The following is a 17,807-nucleotide window of genomic DNA, read 5'->3' on the forward strand; positions in this document are numbered from 1 at the left end:
TCATAAGCAATGAAGATAATAAATAACGCAATGTTCTCGCTTCAAAAATCACTGATAAACAATACGCTGTTGCCTTTAAGGGAAAACTTCAAGATAAAAGTGGCTTTCGGGGTTCAATAATTTGAAAAGTTCAAATAAAGGGAAATATCTTATAAACAAATAAACAAGGAATAGAAATATCTTATAAACAAAACAACGCTGTAAATATACTGAATCACAAATAAATATGGCTAAGCAGGATGCAATCATCCGATTTGATGTTAAAATGAGTCTGGGCCTGCGATTGCTTCGCCAGTAACCCATTTGGCTACAACCCTTTAACGAGGAAATTCACTCTTTATCATGAGGATTCAGATTTCAATAAATTGACATAAATTGATTTATAAATGTATATGTTACAAAATAAGTCTGGTAATAAATTCTACGGCTAGATTAATGAAATTATAATCATTATTGATGGTGATACCATAAAACCTGTTCATCATGAACTTAAAGCGCTAAGATGCGTGCGATTTATTCTTAGTCTGTAACGAATTTCTAAATAAATATTCGCCTAAACAACGGATTTGAAAGCTTTATTTGTTGAAAATTATGATTTCAAAGAATCTGTAAAATTATACTATTAGAGAGAATGAGGCAAAAGGCAGCTCAACTCTGCTGAAAATTGATTGCTGATCAATATAATTAAGATGATTTCTTTTGTGAATTGAGAAAATTACTTGACGATAAAGCGATGAAGGAGGTATTGATGAAAATATGTTCTGATAATGTAGAAGCTCAGAGAAAAGCTTGCTAGTGTTTTCACAAGATAAAATAGTCATTGACTACCACGAAACAGAAAACCAGATAAATGATCACTTGAAAATATGTTTAATCTCGAATATCTCGATAGAGCTAAGAAAGAATATATTTCAGAGAAAACGGGCCTCAAACAGAGGGATGATTGGTTCATTTGGAATCGTTTTTACGAAAAGACAATAGCACGATAGCCCGCGCCGGTTGATATCGCTTCTCAATGCATGCGTATAACGAGATCAACGGAGGCGGCGACATCAAGCGACGGGCGGTCGGCTTCCTCTTTCAGCGGAGTCACGGGATGCACACTCTGTGGTAACGCTGATGTCTGCAACGCAAGAAAACGTAAATGGGGTGCCAAAGTGAGCAAACCCTGATAAAACTGCGACGGCGATAGTCAGGCATCAGGATAGGCGGTGAGGAATTTTCCGCCAGCGTCTAGGGAAGGAGACAGGGTTCGCTCCAGGCCAACAACCGGCTAAGTTGGTGATAATTGAATATTGTCGATAACCCTTTCGCTAGGCGAAGCCGTTTCCTGGGCTCTTCGGTGATGCAATCCTCAGCCTGTCCATAATGCACTACCGCCGAGCGCCGTTTCAAATCACAGATCGTCATGACGCGGCGTGACTTTCGGCCAAGCGCTTCGTAGGCCGGATACCGCCGCCTGGGTTGATGTCATAGCGGTTCGTAGCGCAGAGAGGCCGCACAGCCGATGCCGTCGATAGTATTCGGTGGCATTGTCGGCCTCCTTGCCCGGCTGGCAGCCTGATTTACAGGCGTAAAGCTCCGGGCGGCTCGCTCAGTAAGTTGCCAAGATGAGCCGGGCGACGCTGCCTAAGCGTTTGACCTGCTGACGCAATGTGTGTCTCCAACAGGGTAGCAGGATCGAACCCGCCCGACTGTTCCAGCGCCATAATTAGGCCCTGAACGCTATAATATCGCGAGGATGCTGATAAAACCGTCAGCTCACGAATAACCCCGGGTGCTGCCGGACATATTTCCGCACACGCGCCAACTTAGGGGGCGTTTGGCGCGAGTATTGAGCGTACGCAAAAGCCTTAGCGCCAGCGCGAACCAGCCTTCACTATTCAGAACCAAGATCGACAGTATCGCGCGCATTTTGTTGAATGGCGGTTATAACGATCATTCACCATCAGTTCTAGCGGTCCGTTCGCCGCCAGCGCGCGTTCCAGCACACACAGGCCTTCGTCAGGGAGGGGGAGTGCACTACCCACGCAACTGATGAAATCGAAGCATTGGCGGTACAGCGCCAGCAGTAAATCTTCCTGGCGGAAAGTGATGTTAACCATAGCTAAACCGGCGGCAAGACGCCGTTGAAACGCCAGGCTGGCGGTGCTGATATTACTTACGACGATGTTGCAATTGTGAAACTGCGGGGCGACTATTACCGCCCAGTGAGTACCGTAGTCTGGAACCCAAGTCTAGCTGCCGGGCTTCAACGCGGCGCCGAGGCCCCATCTCGAGATCGAGATCGAAACTATCACACAGATCACGCCGAGGATCCTCTTGCTCTATCTTGTACACCGACGGAAACAGGAATGTCTCATACTGCCCGGCGTTCTGTTCGCAACTCGCTTCTTCGGCGGCGAGCTGCGGTATACCATGAGCCGGTTTTCATCGTCATTGTTGCTCCTTACGGGGGAAGGAGGTGCTTGCGTCCGCCGCAGAAAGCGCCAGTCGCCCGCTCCGTTTTGAATACTGGGCTGTCCGGGTGATCCGCGCCGAGGAAATGCGCCAGCAGCGGCGGGCAGTAACGCTCCAAATCCAGTGAATGGGGCTGGCGCGGCTCCTCAGTATAAATTCCATAATAAATTTGCTTGCATAGCGCGTATGGCGGTAACTTTCTCGCGCCCATCGGCGTACTGGGCAGTAGCGCACCGAATGATACGATCAATCAGCGGCACGTATTCCCCAGCTTCCCCAGCGCCCGCGTCAGATCCGCCAGTTTATGCAAGATTCCCTTGGTATAGAGATTTGGAAACATATAGTTAAGCAGAATCGGGACGCCGAAAACGCGGGTGCACCCCATGCTATCCCCAATGTAATCCGCATAATGCCAATACAGTGTCGGTAACAGCCGGTAAGGCGTAAAAACTCTCGGTGTTCCTGGTTGGAGAAGTTTTGTACGTTTTGGTCCAGGGGAGCCATTTCTTTATGAAACGCTTGTGACCGAGAATCTGACCCGCTTTATCAAAATGGAGATTGGCCACGTTGTCCTGGTTACCGACAAAATATGGCAGCACTAACGTGTTGCTTTCGCCGGGGCACGGATAGCACAGCTCAGAAATAATGTAGCTCCAGCGGGCGGGCCGGCTGCGGCGTAGCGAATTTTCCAGGCTGCTCGCGAATGTAACGGAAATCGTCGGTAAGGATCATCGTCATCATGTTGTCCAGCGACGCGCCCTTATTTTCAGCGTGTTTTGCCCTACATGGAGGCTTCATAGGTTTTATGGTGCTCATCCTGTACCGGTTTTGGCATAATGAGCACTCATCTGTTGCGGCGTGTTGATGTTGCGTATGCGATTGCCGCGGAACAGATCCGTTATCACTACCGGGCAACACTGTATACTGCTGGAAACTCGCAGGTATCGGGCAGGGGATCCTGCGCAGTGTGGATGGCTGGTTTTCCATTTGTTTCTCCTTAACTCGTCAAGGTGCCATTAACGAATGGGACAGAGTGCATCGGACCAATACAAATACTCCGCAAACGGCGAGGGTATAGCCCAAGTCCTAGACCAAACGGTCGCAGCCCGGCCCGTCGTTGCGGTTTTGCAACAACCGGGCGATGCGCCGACGGATATAGCAGGATTTTGCCTTCCGTCGCGAAACGGCCGTCGCGTTAGCCGGGCCAGCTCGGTGCCGATGCCTTGCTCCGTCTCCGGCGCCAGCGTGGTCGGTCGAAGGTTAGGCCACCACCGACTGTACGCAATTTGCGCCGCGCTCGCTGGTCAGACTCGCTTAGCCATTATCGACACCAGTTTGTTCTGGGGTGCTGGCGTGACGCTGTATTTTCTGCTAGTGCTTTTGGTTCCGGTGGCGCTAGGCATTGTTTTTGGCATCGCCGCCAGGTTTATCCGGCTGGAAACGGTACGTCGCTGCATGCCGGCGGGAATAGTGCTGGGCGGTGCGGTGGTGATTTTAGCGTATAACCATCATCTGTTGCCCGCTTGTGGAGTACTGGCCGTTATCAGTATGCTGAGCGGTTTCTTCATTGTACCGCTCAACGCCTTGTTGCAGCACCGCGAACAGCAGAGCGTCGGTGCCGGCAACACTATCGCCGTGCATATCGCCGTGCAGAATTTTGCGAAAATATTACGGTAGCGCTAGGCACGCCCAAGCCTTGCACTTCTCTCGCCGGTGTTAGCGTCCGCGCGGCCGTGAATCTCTTCGAGTGAAGCCAGCAGCGTCTCGTCGAGATCCAGCGTCAGGTTGTTAAGGTTGCTCTGCGACTGTTCGAGAGTGGTTGCGCCAAGCAGCGTTGAAGTGACGGACAGCTGACGACGAACGAAGGCTAGCGCCATCTAGCGCCGGGATCCAGCCCGTGGCGGCTCGCCGGCGGCATACTGGGCGATCGCCGCCTGGGTATGCGGGGCGCTATAGCAAGTAAAACGGCTAAAGAGCGTATTCTCCGGCCGGTCTGGCGCCATGCGGGCCAAAAGCTCTAGCCTTTCAAATTGGCTTATTTCCGCTATTCCCATCTCAAAACTGCGGTTGATCAAACTATAGGGATTTTGTACCGTGACAACGCGCGTAGGTCAATTTTCCAAAGCAGTTGGTGCTGCGCTGCGACTAATGCTACTGATATAAATCCAGAAAATCCAGATCATCGGTGTTCAGGCGTCGTAGGCTGTCTTCCGGCGCCTGACGGATGTTTTTGCGATCCAGCATTTGCCGCGGCCGGACCTCAAAATCGTTGCCGCGCGCCGAGCACTTTGCTGGCCAAAACGACTTTTTGCGCTGACCACTCGCTTTAACCAGCTGCCGATATAGTACTCCGTCAGCCACTGGGTTTCAGGATGTGGCGGTACGGGGTACGTTTCCGCGGTGTCAATTAAGTTAACGCTGTTGGCGAGAGAGAGATCCGAGTTGATCATGGGCTTGCGTTTCGCTGTTTTGTGCGCCGAAAGTCATGGTATCAAGACCGAGCACGCTGACTTCCAAAGAACCATGTGGAATACGGTGATAAAACATCAGGGTAGGTTCCTCAGTGACGCAAGCGTACAGGTATAATCGCACCGTCTTGGCTGACCATAATCAAAGACGAAGCGTGGGAGAAAGGGAAAATTAAACCTGCGGCGTGTTCAGGGCGCGTGGATCCTCTTTCGATGATCTGCGAGGTCAATATTATCTGACTATCTTTGGTTGCCATAACGTAATTACTGGTGAAGTCGGCAAGCAGCGCGACGCCGAATAACGCCAGCATTAGCAGAAAGCGTGTTGTCATTATTCATCCATTAAGAGATCCATAGGCAAAGCACCGCCTGCACTAGCGATGCAGGTGAAAATTCCCGCGCCATTTTCCATTTCGTATCGAGGCGCGTTCAGGCGTCCGGACCGGAAGGCCGCTGACCGGCTTTTTTATTGCGCAAGAGATTCAACGTTTCTACCGCCAGCGAGAAAAACATAGCGAAATAGATATACTCTTTCGGCACGTCGATAGTCGCACTTTCCAGAATCAGCGCGCTGCCAATCAAAATCAAAAACGCCAGCGCCAGCATTTTAACCGACGGGTGTCTATCGACAAATTCACCTATCGGCCGGGCGGCAAAGAGCATTATCGTCACAGCGATGATCACCGCCGCCATCATGATACACAGATGGGAAGACAGACCTACCGCAGTGATGATCGAGTCAAGACTGAGGATAATATCGAGCATAATGATCTGAGTTATGGCGCCGAGATAGGATTGGACCGCGCTGCCCTCGCCGCCGGAGCTACCATGGAATAATTCCATTATCTCCCGACACGATTTCCAGATAAGAAAAAGGCCGCCGAAAAACAAAATCAGATCCCGGGCGGAAATAGGGTGTTCCAGTAGATAAAACAGCGCCTTGACCAAATGGCTGACCCAGGCGATCGCGGCCAGCAGGCCAAGTCGTATCACCATGGCACCAAACAGACCCACGCAGCGAGCACTGCTTTGCTGTGAGGGAGGAAGTTTGGCGATGACCACGGACAGGAAAACAATATTATCAATACCCAGGACGACTTCCAGAATAGCCAAGCTTCCCAACGCCAGCCATGCGTCCGGATCAGCAATCCAATCGAGCATTACACACATTCATTTAAACGAAACATAAACGATAATTATACGCGGCGTTGTTAGTGGGCTGGCGAGAGAAAGTACGGTCATAACAGAAAATTGTACGCCAGCAGTTGGGATGAAGTTTTTTCAAGTAGAAACCGCGCGGCAATGTAATAAGATCGGCTGGCCAAATTCACCGACGGCGACGGTCAACGCTCGTCCGTTAGCGGATTTTGGCCGCAGCCGTAACACTTCGCCGTTGTGAGGGGTGATGCGTTCCACCTTGCCCAGCACGATAAGATCCATCAGCTCTTCCTCTGCGTTCGGACTCCATAGGAGCGGCCGCCGATGCGGCGTCGCGCCAACGGTATCGTCCGTAGGCCCTCAACCGGGATCCAAAGCACCCGCGTCGGCTTATAACGCACGTAGCTGGTTTCCCAGGTCATGCCGCTATTGCCGGTCAGTGGCGCCACGCAGACAAAGGTGATATCCAACGGTCGTCCGCCGCTGTTTACCGGAATGGTTTTCAACTCTAAGCCGATGGCGTCAAAATCCTGCTCGGGCTTATTGTCAGCGCTGGCGCCAAGATAGCATTCCAATAGGACACCAATCCACCCTTTGCCGCGCTTAAGATTGGCGGGGGTCGACAGACTGACCTGGGCAGATAACTTCCACAAGGTATAACTCGACAGCGCATCAGCGCGACGCAGCAGTTTCCTTTTATTGACGGGATGGGGCGCAAAGGAAAGCAGAATCGAGCTGTTCATTTCGCGGTCCTGAACTGAATAAAAACTAAGCGCCTGCTGCACATCCGCGCGGCTAACGGGTGTGATGATGGCAGGAGAAAAAATAATAATAGCATAATTTAAGCTCTTTTAATGACCTTGACGGGCAGCATGCAGCCCGATGGTAGCTGTACATCCGCTACGGGAAACAATGAATAGGATTTTACACCAGGTTATCCACAGATTTGCGGGATAACCCGGTCAATCGACGATTTCTATATTACAGCCATTGACGGCGAACCTCTTTGTTCATTTATTCACGGCGGCGATCCGTTTTTCTGTGGATAAAATCAGCAATGGTTGTTTTTATTCATGTCAGGTAAAGAAATTTTCACTGCGGCGACGGGCCTTTCTTGACGAAGGTGAACGTTTGAGTCTATTGATCTTCTTATCTATTTCTTATCCCCAAACAGGCGTTTGGCGAAAAGCTTTACCCATCTAATCCAGCGTTGCACACAAACCTATCCACAGAAAAGTGTACTAGTCGATAATTGTTTATAACTAGACGCCATTAATCGCCACGAAGAGAGCTATTCACCGGCGATTAGTGATAAAGCAGTGGTTTACCGTTCAGAGCGAGTATGAAACAATCAGAATATCTTACATTTTATATAATCGAGGTAGTCTAGTGATCGATGATGATGGCTACCGCCCGAATGTTGGTATTGTAATCTGTAATCTCGACGGGCAGGTGCTGTGGGCCAGGCGATACGGACAGCATTCCTGGCAGTTCCCCCAGGGCGGCATCAACGCTGGCGAGACCGCGGAGCAGGCGATGTACCGCGAACTGTTCGAGGAGGTCGGTCTGGGCCGAAAAGATGTACGTGTCCTGGCTTCGACGCGTAATTGGCTGCGTTATAAACTTCCAAAGCGGTTGGTCCGCTGGAACACCAAACCGGTGTGTATTGGTCAGAAGCAAAAATGGTTTCTGCTACGGCTCATATGTCCGGATGCGGATATCAATGTGCAGCGCGGGGGGATCCCTGAATTTGACGGCTGGCGCTGGGTCAGCTTCTGGTACCCAGTACGTCAGGTCGTTTCTTTTAAACGGGACGTGTACCGCCGGGTAATGAAGGAATTTTCCGGCGTCGTGATGCCGCTGCAGGAAACTGCAGCGCAGCGTTTTACGTCGACACGTAGACGGAAAAGAGGCTAAGTCACACAGATTATGCTCACGCATTTGCGGGAAATCGTTGAAAAGGTCGCAGCCGCGTCGTGTCTGTCGGATTCACTTGACATTCTGGTTAATGAAACCTGTCAAGCTATGAATACCGAAGTCTGCTCGGTTTATTTAGCCGATAACGATCGTCGCTGCTATTACCTGATGGCGACACGCGGTTTGAATAAATCGCGCGAGCGCACGATTACGCTGGCATTTGACCAAGGGGTTGTTGGCTTGGTCGGAAGGCTGGCTGAGCCGATTAATCTGGCGGACGCCCATACCCACCCAAGTTTTAAATACATTCCGACAGTGAAAGAGGAGCGTTTTCGTTCCTTTCTCGGCGTGCCGATTATTCATCGGCGTCAGTTGCTCGGCGTACTGGTGGTGCAGCAGCGCGAGCATCGGCAGTTCGACGAGAGCGAAGAATCGTTTATGGTCACGCTGGCCACGCAGATGGCCTGCATACTATCCCAGTCGCAGCTCAACGCACTGTTCAGCCAGTACCGGCAGACCCGGATCCGTACCTTGGCGGTCGCACCCGGGGTGGCAATCGCCAAGGGCTGGGTGGATAGCAGTCAGCCCTCCCTCGACCAGGTTTATCAGGTATTGTCGCCGGACAACGGCCATGAGCGCGAACGGCTAACGCTGGCGCTGAACGAATCCGTCGCCGAATTTCGCCGCCTGAGTAAGCGGTTTACGGCCAGCGCGCAGAAAGACAGCGCGGCGGTATTCGACCTGTACAGCCATTTGCTCAATGATGCGCGCCTGAAACGCGATCTGTTTGCGGAAATCGACAGCGGTGCGGCAGCTGAGTGGGCAGTAAAGCTGGTGATTGAACGTTTCGCCGAACAATTCGCGCTGCTAAGCGACAGCTATTTGCGCGAGCGTGCTGGCGATTTGCGCGCGCTCGGCCAACGCCTGCTGTTTCATCTTGATGACAGCGCCTGCAATGTTACTCAGTGGCCGTCACGTTTCGTACTGGTAGCCGACGAGTTGAGCGCCGCGCTTCTGGCCGAAGTACCGCAGGATAATCTGGTTGGGGTGGTGGTGCGCGACGGCGCCGCCAATTCTCACGCTGCAATCCTGGTGCGGTCGATGGGTATCCCCGCGGTGGTGGGCGCCGATATTCAGCCGCCGCTGCTTAATCAGCGCTTGCTGATCGTTGACGGCTACCGCGGTGAACTGCTAGTGGATCCAGAGCCGCTGCTGGTGCGGGAGTATCAGCGACTGGTGAGCGAAGAGTGTGAACTCACCCGGCTGGCGGAAGACGATGTGAAGCAGCCGACGGCGCTGAAAAGCGGCGAACACATCCAGGTGATGCTCAACGCCGGTTTGAGCGCGGAACATGAGCGACGCCTCGATAATCAAGCGGACGGCATCGGCCTGTACCGCACGGAAATTCCCTTCATGTTGCAAAACGGCTTTCCCTCGGAGGAGGAGCAGGTGGCGCAATATCAAGGGATGTTGCAATTGTTCCCCGGTAAATCGGTAACGCTGCGCACTCTCGACGTCGGCGCCGATAAACAGCTGCCCTATATGCCGATCAGCGAAGAAAACCCCTGCCTCGGCTGGCGCGGGATTCGTGTTACTCTTGACCAGCCCGAGATTTTTCTTATTCAGGTACGCGCGATGCTGCGCGCCAACACAGCTACCGGCAATTTAAGTATTCTGCTGCCGATGATAACCAGCATCGATGAGATTGACGAAGCGCGCCGACTCATCGACCGCGCCGGACGCGAAGTTGAAGACGTGTTGGATTATGCGCCGCCCAAGCCGCGCATCGGTATTATGGTGGAAGTGCCGGCCATGGTGTTTATGCTGCCGGCGCTGGTGAATCGGGTGGATTTTCTGTCGGTTGGCACCAACGACCTGACGCAGTATTTGTTGGCTGTGGATCGCAATAATCCCCGGGTGGCGGCGATGTATGATAGTCTGCATCCGGCTATGTTGCAGGTGCTGCAAAAAATCATTAGCGAGTCGGCGCGGTTGGGGCTGGCATGTAGCCTGTGCGGCGAAATGGCCGGCGATCCGATGGGCGCGTTGCTGCTGGCTGGCATGGGCTATCGTACACTGAGCATGAACGGCCGTAGTGTGGCGCGCATCAAGTATTTATTGCGTAATGTGGCGCTGAACGAGGTGCAGGGATTGGCGAAGCGGGTCATTGGCGCGCAAAACAGCATCGAAGTCCGCCGCCAGGTGGCGACGTTCATGGAGCGACGCGGCCTGAGCGGCCTGATTCGTGGTAAGCGATGAGTTGGAATCGTTACACCTGCCGGCGGTTATTTACATCCCGTGATTCTAGCCGCCGCGCTGCTATGCTATGATACGCGACTTCACGCCGCACAGGGATAGTGCCTATGTGGCATCCGGCGGCCGAGCAACAAAAACAACGACGTTGTAGTGATGAATGATGACCCATTATCTGGCCTTTCCTCAGTTTGACCCGGTAATATTTTCCCTGGGCCCGGTTTCCATGCACTGGTACGGTCTGATGTATCTAGTGGGCTTCGTTTTTGCCATGTGGCTAGCGGTACGGCGAGCGAATCGCTGTGGCAGCGGCTGGCGAAAAGAAGAAGTCGAGAATCTTCTCTATGCCGGTTTTCTCGGGGTATTTCTCGGCGGCCGTATCGGTTATGTGCTGTTTTATAATCTACCTCTGTTTCTCGATAATCCCCTTTACCTGCTTAAGGTCTCGGACGGTGGTATGTCGTTCCACGGCGGCTTAATAGGCGTCATCATAGTGATGCTGTGGTTCGCACAGCGCACCCGCCGCCATTTTTTCCAGGTGGCCGATTTTGTTGCGCCAATGGCGCCTTTCGGCCTAGGCGCTGGCCGTTTGGGGAATTTTATCAACGGCGAGCTGTGGGGTCGGGTCACCACCGATACGCCCTGGGCAATGCTGTTTCCTGGTTCCCGAGAGGAAGATTTGGCGCTGCTGCCGGCTAATCCGCAGTGGCAAGCGCTGTTTGAGCGCTACGGTGTGCTGCCTCGCCATCCGTCGCAGATTTACGAGATGCTCCTGGAAGGAGTGGTGTTGTTTATTATTCTCAATCTGTTTATCCGTAAGCCGCGGTCCATCAGCAGTGTCTCCGGTTTGTTCCTGATTTGCTACGGCGCCTTTCGGATTCTGGTGGAATTTTTCCGCCAACCAGATGCTCAACTTGGCCTGTTCAGCGGCATCATCAGTATGGGGCAGATTTTATCGCTGCCGATGATCCTGGCCGGCGTGATTATGATTGTTTTGGCGTACCGCCGCCCCATGCAACCTATGTCCTGAGGTATTATGAAGCAGTATTTGGATTTGATGCGTAGGGTGCGCGTGCAGGGTACGCCAAAAGCAGATCGTACCGGCACTGGTACCCTGTCGGTGTTCGGCCATCAAATGCGCTTCGATTTGCGACAGGGGTTCCCGCTGGTGACCACCAAGCGCTGCCATTTGCGGTCAATTATCCATGAGTTGCTGTGGTTCCTTAACGGCGATACCAATATTGCTTATTTGCAGCAGAATAACGTTTCCATTTGGGATGAGTGGGCGGATGAAAACGGCGATTTAGGGCCGGTGTACGGCCGCCAGTGGCGCGCTTGGGAGACCGGCGACGGACGACAGATAGATCAGTTGACCGAAGTGGTGCGCCAGCTCAAGCAAGATCCGGATTCTCGTCGCATTATCGTCTCCGCCTGGAACGTCGGCGAGTTGGACAAAATGGCTCTGACGCCGTGTCATGCACTGTTTCAGTTCTACGTTGCCAACAGCACCTTATCGTGTCAGCTCTATCAGCGTTCGTGCGATATTTTCCTCGGTCTGCCGTTCAACATCGCCGGCTATGCCCTACTGGTACATATGCTGGCGCAGCAGTGCGATTTGCAGGTCGGAGATTTCGTCTGGACCGGCGGCGATACCCATCTCTATAATAACCATTTGCGGCAGGCGGACCTGCAGTTAACACGCGATCCGCGGCCGCTACCGCAGTTGCTGATCAAGCGCCGTCCGGCAACTTTGTTCGATTACTGCTTGGAGGATTTTGAGCTGACGGGTTATGACCCGCATCCGGCAATCAAGGCGCCAGTCGCGGTATAATTCGTCCGCGCGATGGTGGTGATCGTCTGCGCATAAACATGAAATGCGGGCGACGGGCCGTTTTGTGCATACATGATAGCGCTCGCGCCACTGTTGTATCATTTGCTCGCCGCTCAATGATGGTATCACACGCTATATAACCCAATCTCGCCGCTTGTCCATCGCTGCGCGCCGTACCGCGCTGCGGCAATGAGTGATTCCCTTAACAATATCGACCACGATAGCGACTATCCATTACCTGAGCTGCTTCTGACACTGGTATTAACCGCGCTGCTGATCTTGACGAGAGGTTTAAGGGGTTATGGTTATCGTCAGCATCAGTCCGCCAGGTAACTGGCAATCAGCGCACACCATCTGATGGATTTTATCGTGCGCCAGCAGTGGCAGGCTGCTTGAGGTAACCGCCACTTCCGGATCACTGCGGTCGTCGGCGAACGCTGGCAGCTGTCAGGCGATCCGCTATGCGGCTTGGCCGCGTTTCACTGTGAGCCAGGTGCGCGAACCTGTGTGTTGCGCTGCTCCCTATACGCGTGTTCGCCTGTCGTTGTTTGGGCGGGCTGCACCTCACCGCCAGCACAGCACACTTCGTCCTCAGTATCTGGCGTGGTGTCTGCGGGCGGTGGTTTCCGGCCGTGCAGCGGCTTGGCGCTGGGCGAGGCTCCCGTCATGCTAGCCGGGTGGGTGGGCGGCACGGGCGCCGCGGTGACGCAACTTCCCGCTGTAACGCTTACTGTTATGGCCGACGCCGAGGCTGTGCCAGCTTTAGCCTGCCGGCATTGCTGGCTAGCAGTTGATGCGCCAGCTTAATCTCTATGTGCTGAACATGGCCAAGGATCTGCGTTGCGCTAGCTTGTCACCGCAGGGTAAGGCGGGACGGGCGCTGTAGATCGGCAGGTACCTGATGGAGCCAGTCGGCTTCTGTCTCCTGGTCGGTTATGCCTATCGCATGCACAGCGATGCATCCGGATATCTCGTTAGCGCCACTTTCGGCTATCACCTGTGTCGGGAGCGCTGGATACCCAGCGTGATGTAAGTGGTTACCAGGAGCGGCTGGGAAAAGGTGTTCAACGGTGGTGAGCTGACGGCGACCCGGCTGCAATTCACGGCCCTCACGGGTAGTGCATTGCGCATTCATCTTGCCACGACCGCCCATTATCGGCAGGATACGACGTGACGCAGGTCGTGGCTCGGAGTAATTCATGAGTCTGGAACTGGATAGCAGCAGTGTTATAGCGTTGGCGCTCCCCAGCGGCTTTGTAAGCTTTCACCGGGCGGAACGTCCTTCGTTGTGGGCTGAGCCAGCATTGGCCTGCCCGGCACGGTGAATGTCGACAGCATCCCATTTCGCCATCGCTGGTTTTCCTACTCCTACGGGTCAGCGATTTGGGATATGGCCGGCTGCTGCATGGGAAAGGAGGTGACACGATGCTGCCGCCGTCGCTCGTCTTTACTGCGCTGGGGTTGCTGGATTATCTTCAGCGGTTTGTTCTAACGGCGATTACAGGATGTTCGCTGGCGTTGATCTTATGTCATCAGTGCCCAGAGTTGCAGCAGTCGACGGCAACAGGTACGCTATCTCAGTCACCCGGCTGGCGGATTAGCGTCATTGAAATATCCTGCGACCGGCGAGCGCACCAGTCTTAGCGAATGGGTTTGCCAGAATCCAGTCGACATAACAGGTGCGTGATTGCTTGTGTTCCGGGTAAAAATCGCGTTAGAGTGGGCGCAGGCATCAAAATAAGCCTTGGGCGGAAGGCGTGCATGGCGAGGAGTTTGTGTTTACCGTTTATCATTCCAACCAGCTAGATCTGCTTAAGACCCTTATCGCTGCGCTGATTGCGGGCAGGCCGCTGCGCGATCCATTCCAGCCGGAAGTGATTCTGGTGCAAAGCAACGGTATGGCACAGTGGATACAGATGGAGTTGGCGGCACACTTCGGCGTTGCGGCCAACATTGACTTTCCTCTGCCGTCCAGCTTTATCTGGCAGATGTTTACTCGCGTCCTACCTGATATTCCCGACGAAAGCGCATTTGCCAAATCGGCGATGACCTGGCGGCTGATGATGCTGCTGCCGCGTCTGTGCCGAAAAGCGGATTTTGCGGCGATAAGCGAATATCTGCGCGATGACGATGATAAACGTAAAGTGTTCCAGTTTGCTACCCGGATTGGGGATCTCTTTGACCAATATTTGGTATATCGTCCCGACTGGCTAGAAAGCTGGCAGCGTGGTGAAACGATCGACGATTTAGGCGAGCCCCAGCGCTGGCAAGCCCCATTGTGGCGGGCGCTGATGGCGGAGACGGAAGGGGCGGGGCAGCCGCTGTGGCACCGTGCCAATCTCTATCAGCGTTTTATCCAGACCTTAACGCAAAGCCAGACGCGGCCGCCTGGCTTGCCAGATAGAGTGTTCATCTTCGGTATCTCAGCGCTGCCCCCTACCTACCTGCAGGCGCTTCAAGTGTTGGGGCGCCATATTGACATCCATCTGCTGTTCACGAATCCCTGCCGCTATTACTGGGGGGATATCCGCGATCGCGCTTTTCTGGATCGGCTGCTACACCGCCGTCGCCGACATTATCAGCAGCAGACGGAGCAGGCGCTGTTTCGGCGCCCCGAACAGGCCGCCGTGCTATTCAACGCGCTGGGGGAGCAGCAAACAGGTAACCCGCTACTGGCTTCCTGGGGCAAACAGGGGCGCGATAATCTTTACCTGCTGGCGCAAATGGACGGCATTTCCGAGGTAGATGCATTTGTTGAGCCGGCGGGCGATAACCTGCTAAGCCTAGTGCAACGCGATATCTTAACCCTTGAGGATCACGCGGTGATTGACATGGACGGTGAAACGCTCACCCAGGGCGGCGGTAAGCGGCCGCTGCGGCTGGATGACCGCTCGCTGAGCCTGCATATTTGCCACAGTTCGCAGCGTGAAGTGGAAGTGCTGCACGACAGCCTACTGGCGATGATGGTGGAAGACCCAACGCTGCGCCCGCGCGATGTGGTTGTCATGGTGGCCGATATCGACTGTTATGCGCCAGCAATCCAGGCGGTGTTCGGCAATACCGGCGGCGAACGTTATCTGCCGTTTGCCATTTCCGACAAACGCGCGCGGCATCTCCATCCTGTTTTACCGGCGTTTCTCAGCCTGTTGGAATTACCGCGTAGCCGCTTTGCCGCCGAACAGGTACTGGCGTTGCTGGAAGTGCCGACGCTAGCGGCCCGCTTCGCCATTGATGAGCAGGGGCTTCAACTGCTGCGCCTATGGGTTGCGGAATCCGGCATTCGCTGGGGGTTGGATGATGATACGCTACGCGAGCTGATGCTGCCCACCACCGGCCAGCATACTTGGCAATTTGGTTTAACCCGCATGCTGCTGGGCTATGCGATGGACAGCGAGAGCGGCGATTGGCAAGACATTTTGCCCTACGATGAATCCAGCGGCTTGATATCCGGTCTGGCCGGCCAACTGGCTGAGCTATTGATGCGACTTCGCCATTGGCGCGACCAACTTGCTCAGCCCCGCGCCCTAGACGCCTGGCTTGGATGCGCCCGCGAAATGATCGAGGATTTCTTTGCTCCCGACGCTGAGGCGGAAGCAGCTCTGGCGCTGCTAGAAAATCAATGGCAGCAGGTGTTGCAATGCGGTTTGCGGGCTGGATATGACCAGCTGGTGCCGGTGACGCTGCTGAAAGACGCGCTGGCCGTGCGGCTGGATCAGAAGCGGGTTAGCCAGCGCTTTCTGGCCGGCGCCATCAACTTTTGTACGCTGATGCCAATGCGCTCAATTCCGTTTCGGGTGATCTGCCTGCTGGGCATGAATGACGGAGTTTATCCGCGCACGCTGCCGCCGACGGGGTTCGACCTGATGGTGCAGCAGCCACAGCGCGGCGATCGCAGCCGGCGCGACGATGACCGCTATCTGTTCCTGGAGGCGTTGTTATCCGCGCAGCAGCGATTGTATATTAGTTTTATCGGCCGTGCCATTCAGGATAATACGCCGCGTTATCCGTCAGTGCTGGTAAGCGAACTGAGCGATTATGTTGCGCAAAGCTTTTATTTACCCGGCGACGAATATGTCGATGCCGAGAGTAGCGCTGACCGGGTGCGCGCGCATCTGTGGCAGTGGCATAGCCGTATGCCTTTCGCGCCGGAGAATTTTTTACCGGGCAGCGAGTCCCAAAGCTTCGCCGACGAATGGCTGCCGGCCGCCGGCGCCGAGGGCGAGCCGCAGTCGGATTTTGTCACACCGTTGACGGCGGCGCCCTGCGAAGCACTGGCACTGGATGAACTGTTGTGCTTTTATCGCCACCCGGTACGCGCCTGGTTTGTGCAGCGCCTGGCGGTCTCCTTGCATCAAACCTCCCATGAGCTGGCGGCTAATGAACCCTTTGTCATCGACAACCTGACCCGCTATCAGCTCAATGACCGGCTGGTGAATACCCTTATCGATGGGGCAAGCATAGATCGGCTGTTCCGCCAGGTACGCGCCGCCGGCCTATTACCTTATGGCGCGTTCGGTGAGCTGTATTGGGCCAAGCAATACCAGGAAATGACCATGCTCTCTGAGCGGGTGCGGACGTGGCGATTGCCGGAAACGCACAGTGTTGAAGTCTTTTTGACGTTAGATGGGGTGACGCTTTCCGGTTGGTTGCCGCGGGTTCAGGCGAATGGTTTGCTGCGCTGGCGTCCAAGCACGCTGTCGGCCAGGGACGGATTACTGCTGTGGGTAGAGCACTTGGCCTATTGCGCGATGGGTGGCGAAGGCGAGAGCCGGATGTTTGGCACGCGCGGCGAGTGGCATTTCGCACCGCTGCCCGCCTGCCGGGCGAAAACGTTTTTACTTTCGCTGGTTTCCGGCTACTGTCAGGGCATGGCGTCGCCGTTGCTGCTGTTACCCCGCGCTGGTGGTGCATGGCTAAGCCAGTGTTACGACCCAGTAACACAGAGCATTGACCGCGACGAGAGCCGGCAGCGACAGGCCCGTGATAAACTTATCCAGGCTTGGCAGGGGAATGGCCATGTTCCCGGCGAAGGCGAGGATCCTTATCTGCAGCGGTTGATGCGCCAGCTGGAGGAACAACATATTGAGGCGATTATATCGATCGCTGAACGGTATTTGCTGCTACCTTTTATGTTCAATCTGACTCAGAGCAAGCTGGCGAAACGCGAAAAGAAAGCTTGAAGCAAGCGTCCGGTGCATCTCCTCGGTGACGGCGGCAAGCGCCATGATGTGGTTATCTTGCACGTATGTGCCACCTAAAAACTGTGCTCATGAACGATCCGCAAGGCGGCTATCGGAGAGTAGAATGTTGAAACTGGTTGACGGACTATTGGGTTTCGCACTAACTTTTTTGAGCACGGCGGCGCCAGGATTGGCACAAAGCGGATGGCAACCGGTGTAAGAAGCCATCTACAAGAGCAGTCAAGACCCCGCAACTATCAGACATCCATCCGGCTGGATAACGGCATGACGGTGCTGTCGGTGAGCGATAAAGAAGCGGTCAAGTCGCTTGCTGTGGTGACTGCAAGATCGCTGGAGAATCCGCACCATCAGCTTGGTTTGACTCACTTGTCTTGAGCATATCATTCTGATGAGATCGCGCCATTATTCAGAGCTGGAAAATCTTTTGGAATTCTTGAAAAGAACGGGATCATAATGCCAGCACTGGCGTCCTACAGAACGGCCTTTTATTTGGAGGTGGAAAACGATGCGCTGTACCGA

Annotated in this window: 12 protein-coding genes and 3 pseudogenes; 8 read left to right on the forward strand and 7 right to left on the reverse strand. The window is 54.2% G+C overall.

Annotated features, from left to right (window positions below):
* Positions 1-1,883 precede the first annotated feature (1,883 nt).
* The 3 genes from GPOALKHO_RS09595 to GPOALKHO_RS09605 all read right to left on the reverse strand — a co-directional run bounded on the left by GPOALKHO_RS09595 (position 1,884) and on the right by GPOALKHO_RS09605 (position 3,258).
* Positions 1,884-2,105 carry a hypothetical protein gene (locus GPOALKHO_RS09595; protein ID WP_406702313.1) on the reverse strand — a complete coding sequence of 74 codons (222 nt, stop codon included), beginning with the start codon at positions 2,103-2,105 and terminating at the stop codon, positions 1,884-1,886.
* 605 nt (positions 2,106-2,710) lie between these two features.
* On the reverse strand, positions 2,711-2,845 hold the full coding sequence (locus tag GPOALKHO_RS09600) for a hypothetical protein (RefSeq protein WP_406702314.1): 135 nt from the start codon (positions 2,843-2,845) through the stop codon (positions 2,711-2,713).
* Positions 2,846-3,096: 251 nt separating this feature from the next.
* Positions 3,097-3,258, reverse strand: a complete 162-nt coding sequence (locus GPOALKHO_RS09605) for a hypothetical protein (RefSeq protein WP_406702316.1) — start codon at positions 3,256-3,258, stop codon at positions 3,097-3,099.
* Positions 3,259-3,762: 504 nt separating this feature from the next.
* Between GPOALKHO_RS09605 and GPOALKHO_RS09610 the strand changes: the two are divergent.
* Positions 3,763-4,131: pseudogene (locus GPOALKHO_RS09610) on the forward strand (MFS transporter); the annotation flags it as partial.
* Positions 4,132-4,139: 8 nt separating this feature from the next.
* On the opposite strand, the pseudogene GPOALKHO_RS09615 reads toward GPOALKHO_RS09610, so the two are convergent.
* From GPOALKHO_RS09615 to mutH, 4 genes and pseudogenes are all read right to left on the reverse strand, one after another.
* Positions 4,140-5,007: pseudogene (locus tag GPOALKHO_RS09615) on the reverse strand (aldo/keto reductase).
* A 13-nt stretch (positions 5,008-5,020) separates the two neighbouring features.
* A complete protein-coding gene (locus GPOALKHO_RS09620; protein WP_406702317.1) occupies positions 5,021-5,260 on the reverse strand; it encodes a hypothetical protein in 240 nt (79 codons plus the stop codon).
* Between the two features lie 97 nt (positions 5,261-5,357).
* Complete coding sequence (locus tag GPOALKHO_RS09625; RefSeq protein ID WP_406702318.1) at positions 5,358-6,089, reverse strand: TerC family protein; 732 nt, start codon at positions 6,087-6,089, stop codon at positions 5,358-5,360.
* 13 nt (positions 6,090-6,102) lie between these two features.
* Positions 6,103-6,829: pseudogene (mutH, locus tag GPOALKHO_RS09630) on the reverse strand (DNA mismatch repair endonuclease MutH).
* Positions 6,830-7,475: 646 nt separating this feature from the next.
* Here mutH and rppH point away from each other — a divergent pair.
* The 7 genes from rppH to GPOALKHO_RS09665 all read left to right on the forward strand — a co-directional run bounded on the left by rppH (position 7,476) and on the right by GPOALKHO_RS09665 (position 17,663).
* Positions 7,476-8,003 carry an RNA pyrophosphohydrolase gene (rppH, locus tag GPOALKHO_RS09635; protein WP_406702320.1) on the forward strand — a complete coding sequence of 176 codons (528 nt, stop codon included), beginning with the start codon at positions 7,476-7,478 and terminating at the stop codon, positions 8,001-8,003.
* Between the two features lie 12 nt (positions 8,004-8,015).
* Complete coding sequence (gene ptsP / locus GPOALKHO_RS09640; protein ID WP_406702322.1) at positions 8,016-10,262, forward strand: phosphoenolpyruvate--protein phosphotransferase; 2,247 nt, start codon at positions 8,016-8,018, stop codon at positions 10,260-10,262.
* Positions 10,263-10,416: 154 nt separating this feature from the next.
* Positions 10,417-11,286, forward strand: a complete 870-nt coding sequence (gene lgt / locus GPOALKHO_RS09645; RefSeq protein WP_406702323.1) for a prolipoprotein diacylglyceryl transferase — start codon at positions 10,417-10,419, stop codon at positions 11,284-11,286.
* Positions 11,287-11,292: 6 nt separating this feature from the next.
* Positions 11,293-12,087 (forward strand): thymidylate synthase, encoded by a 795-nt coding sequence (gene thyA, locus GPOALKHO_RS09650; protein WP_406702324.1) that lies wholly within the window; start codon positions 11,293-11,295, stop codon positions 12,085-12,087.
* Between the two features lie 1,425 nt (positions 12,088-13,512).
* Complete coding sequence (locus GPOALKHO_RS09655) at positions 13,513-13,731, forward strand: hypothetical protein (RefSeq protein WP_406702325.1); 219 nt, start codon at positions 13,513-13,515, stop codon at positions 13,729-13,731.
* Positions 13,732-13,862: 131 nt separating this feature from the next.
* Positions 13,863-17,267 carry an exodeoxyribonuclease V subunit gamma gene (gene recC, locus GPOALKHO_RS09660; RefSeq protein ID WP_406702326.1) on the forward strand — a complete coding sequence of 1,135 codons (3,405 nt, stop codon included), beginning with the start codon at positions 13,863-13,865 and terminating at the stop codon, positions 17,265-17,267.
* A gap of 204 nt (positions 17,268-17,471) precedes the next feature.
* Positions 17,472-17,663, forward strand: a complete 192-nt coding sequence (locus tag GPOALKHO_RS09665) for a hypothetical protein (protein WP_406702327.1) — start codon at positions 17,472-17,474, stop codon at positions 17,661-17,663.
* Positions 17,664-17,807 lie beyond the last annotated feature (144 nt).

This window comes from Sodalis sp. (in: enterobacteria) (assembly GCF_036327475.1).
Classification (GTDB): Bacteria; Pseudomonadota; Gammaproteobacteria; order Enterobacterales; family Enterobacteriaceae.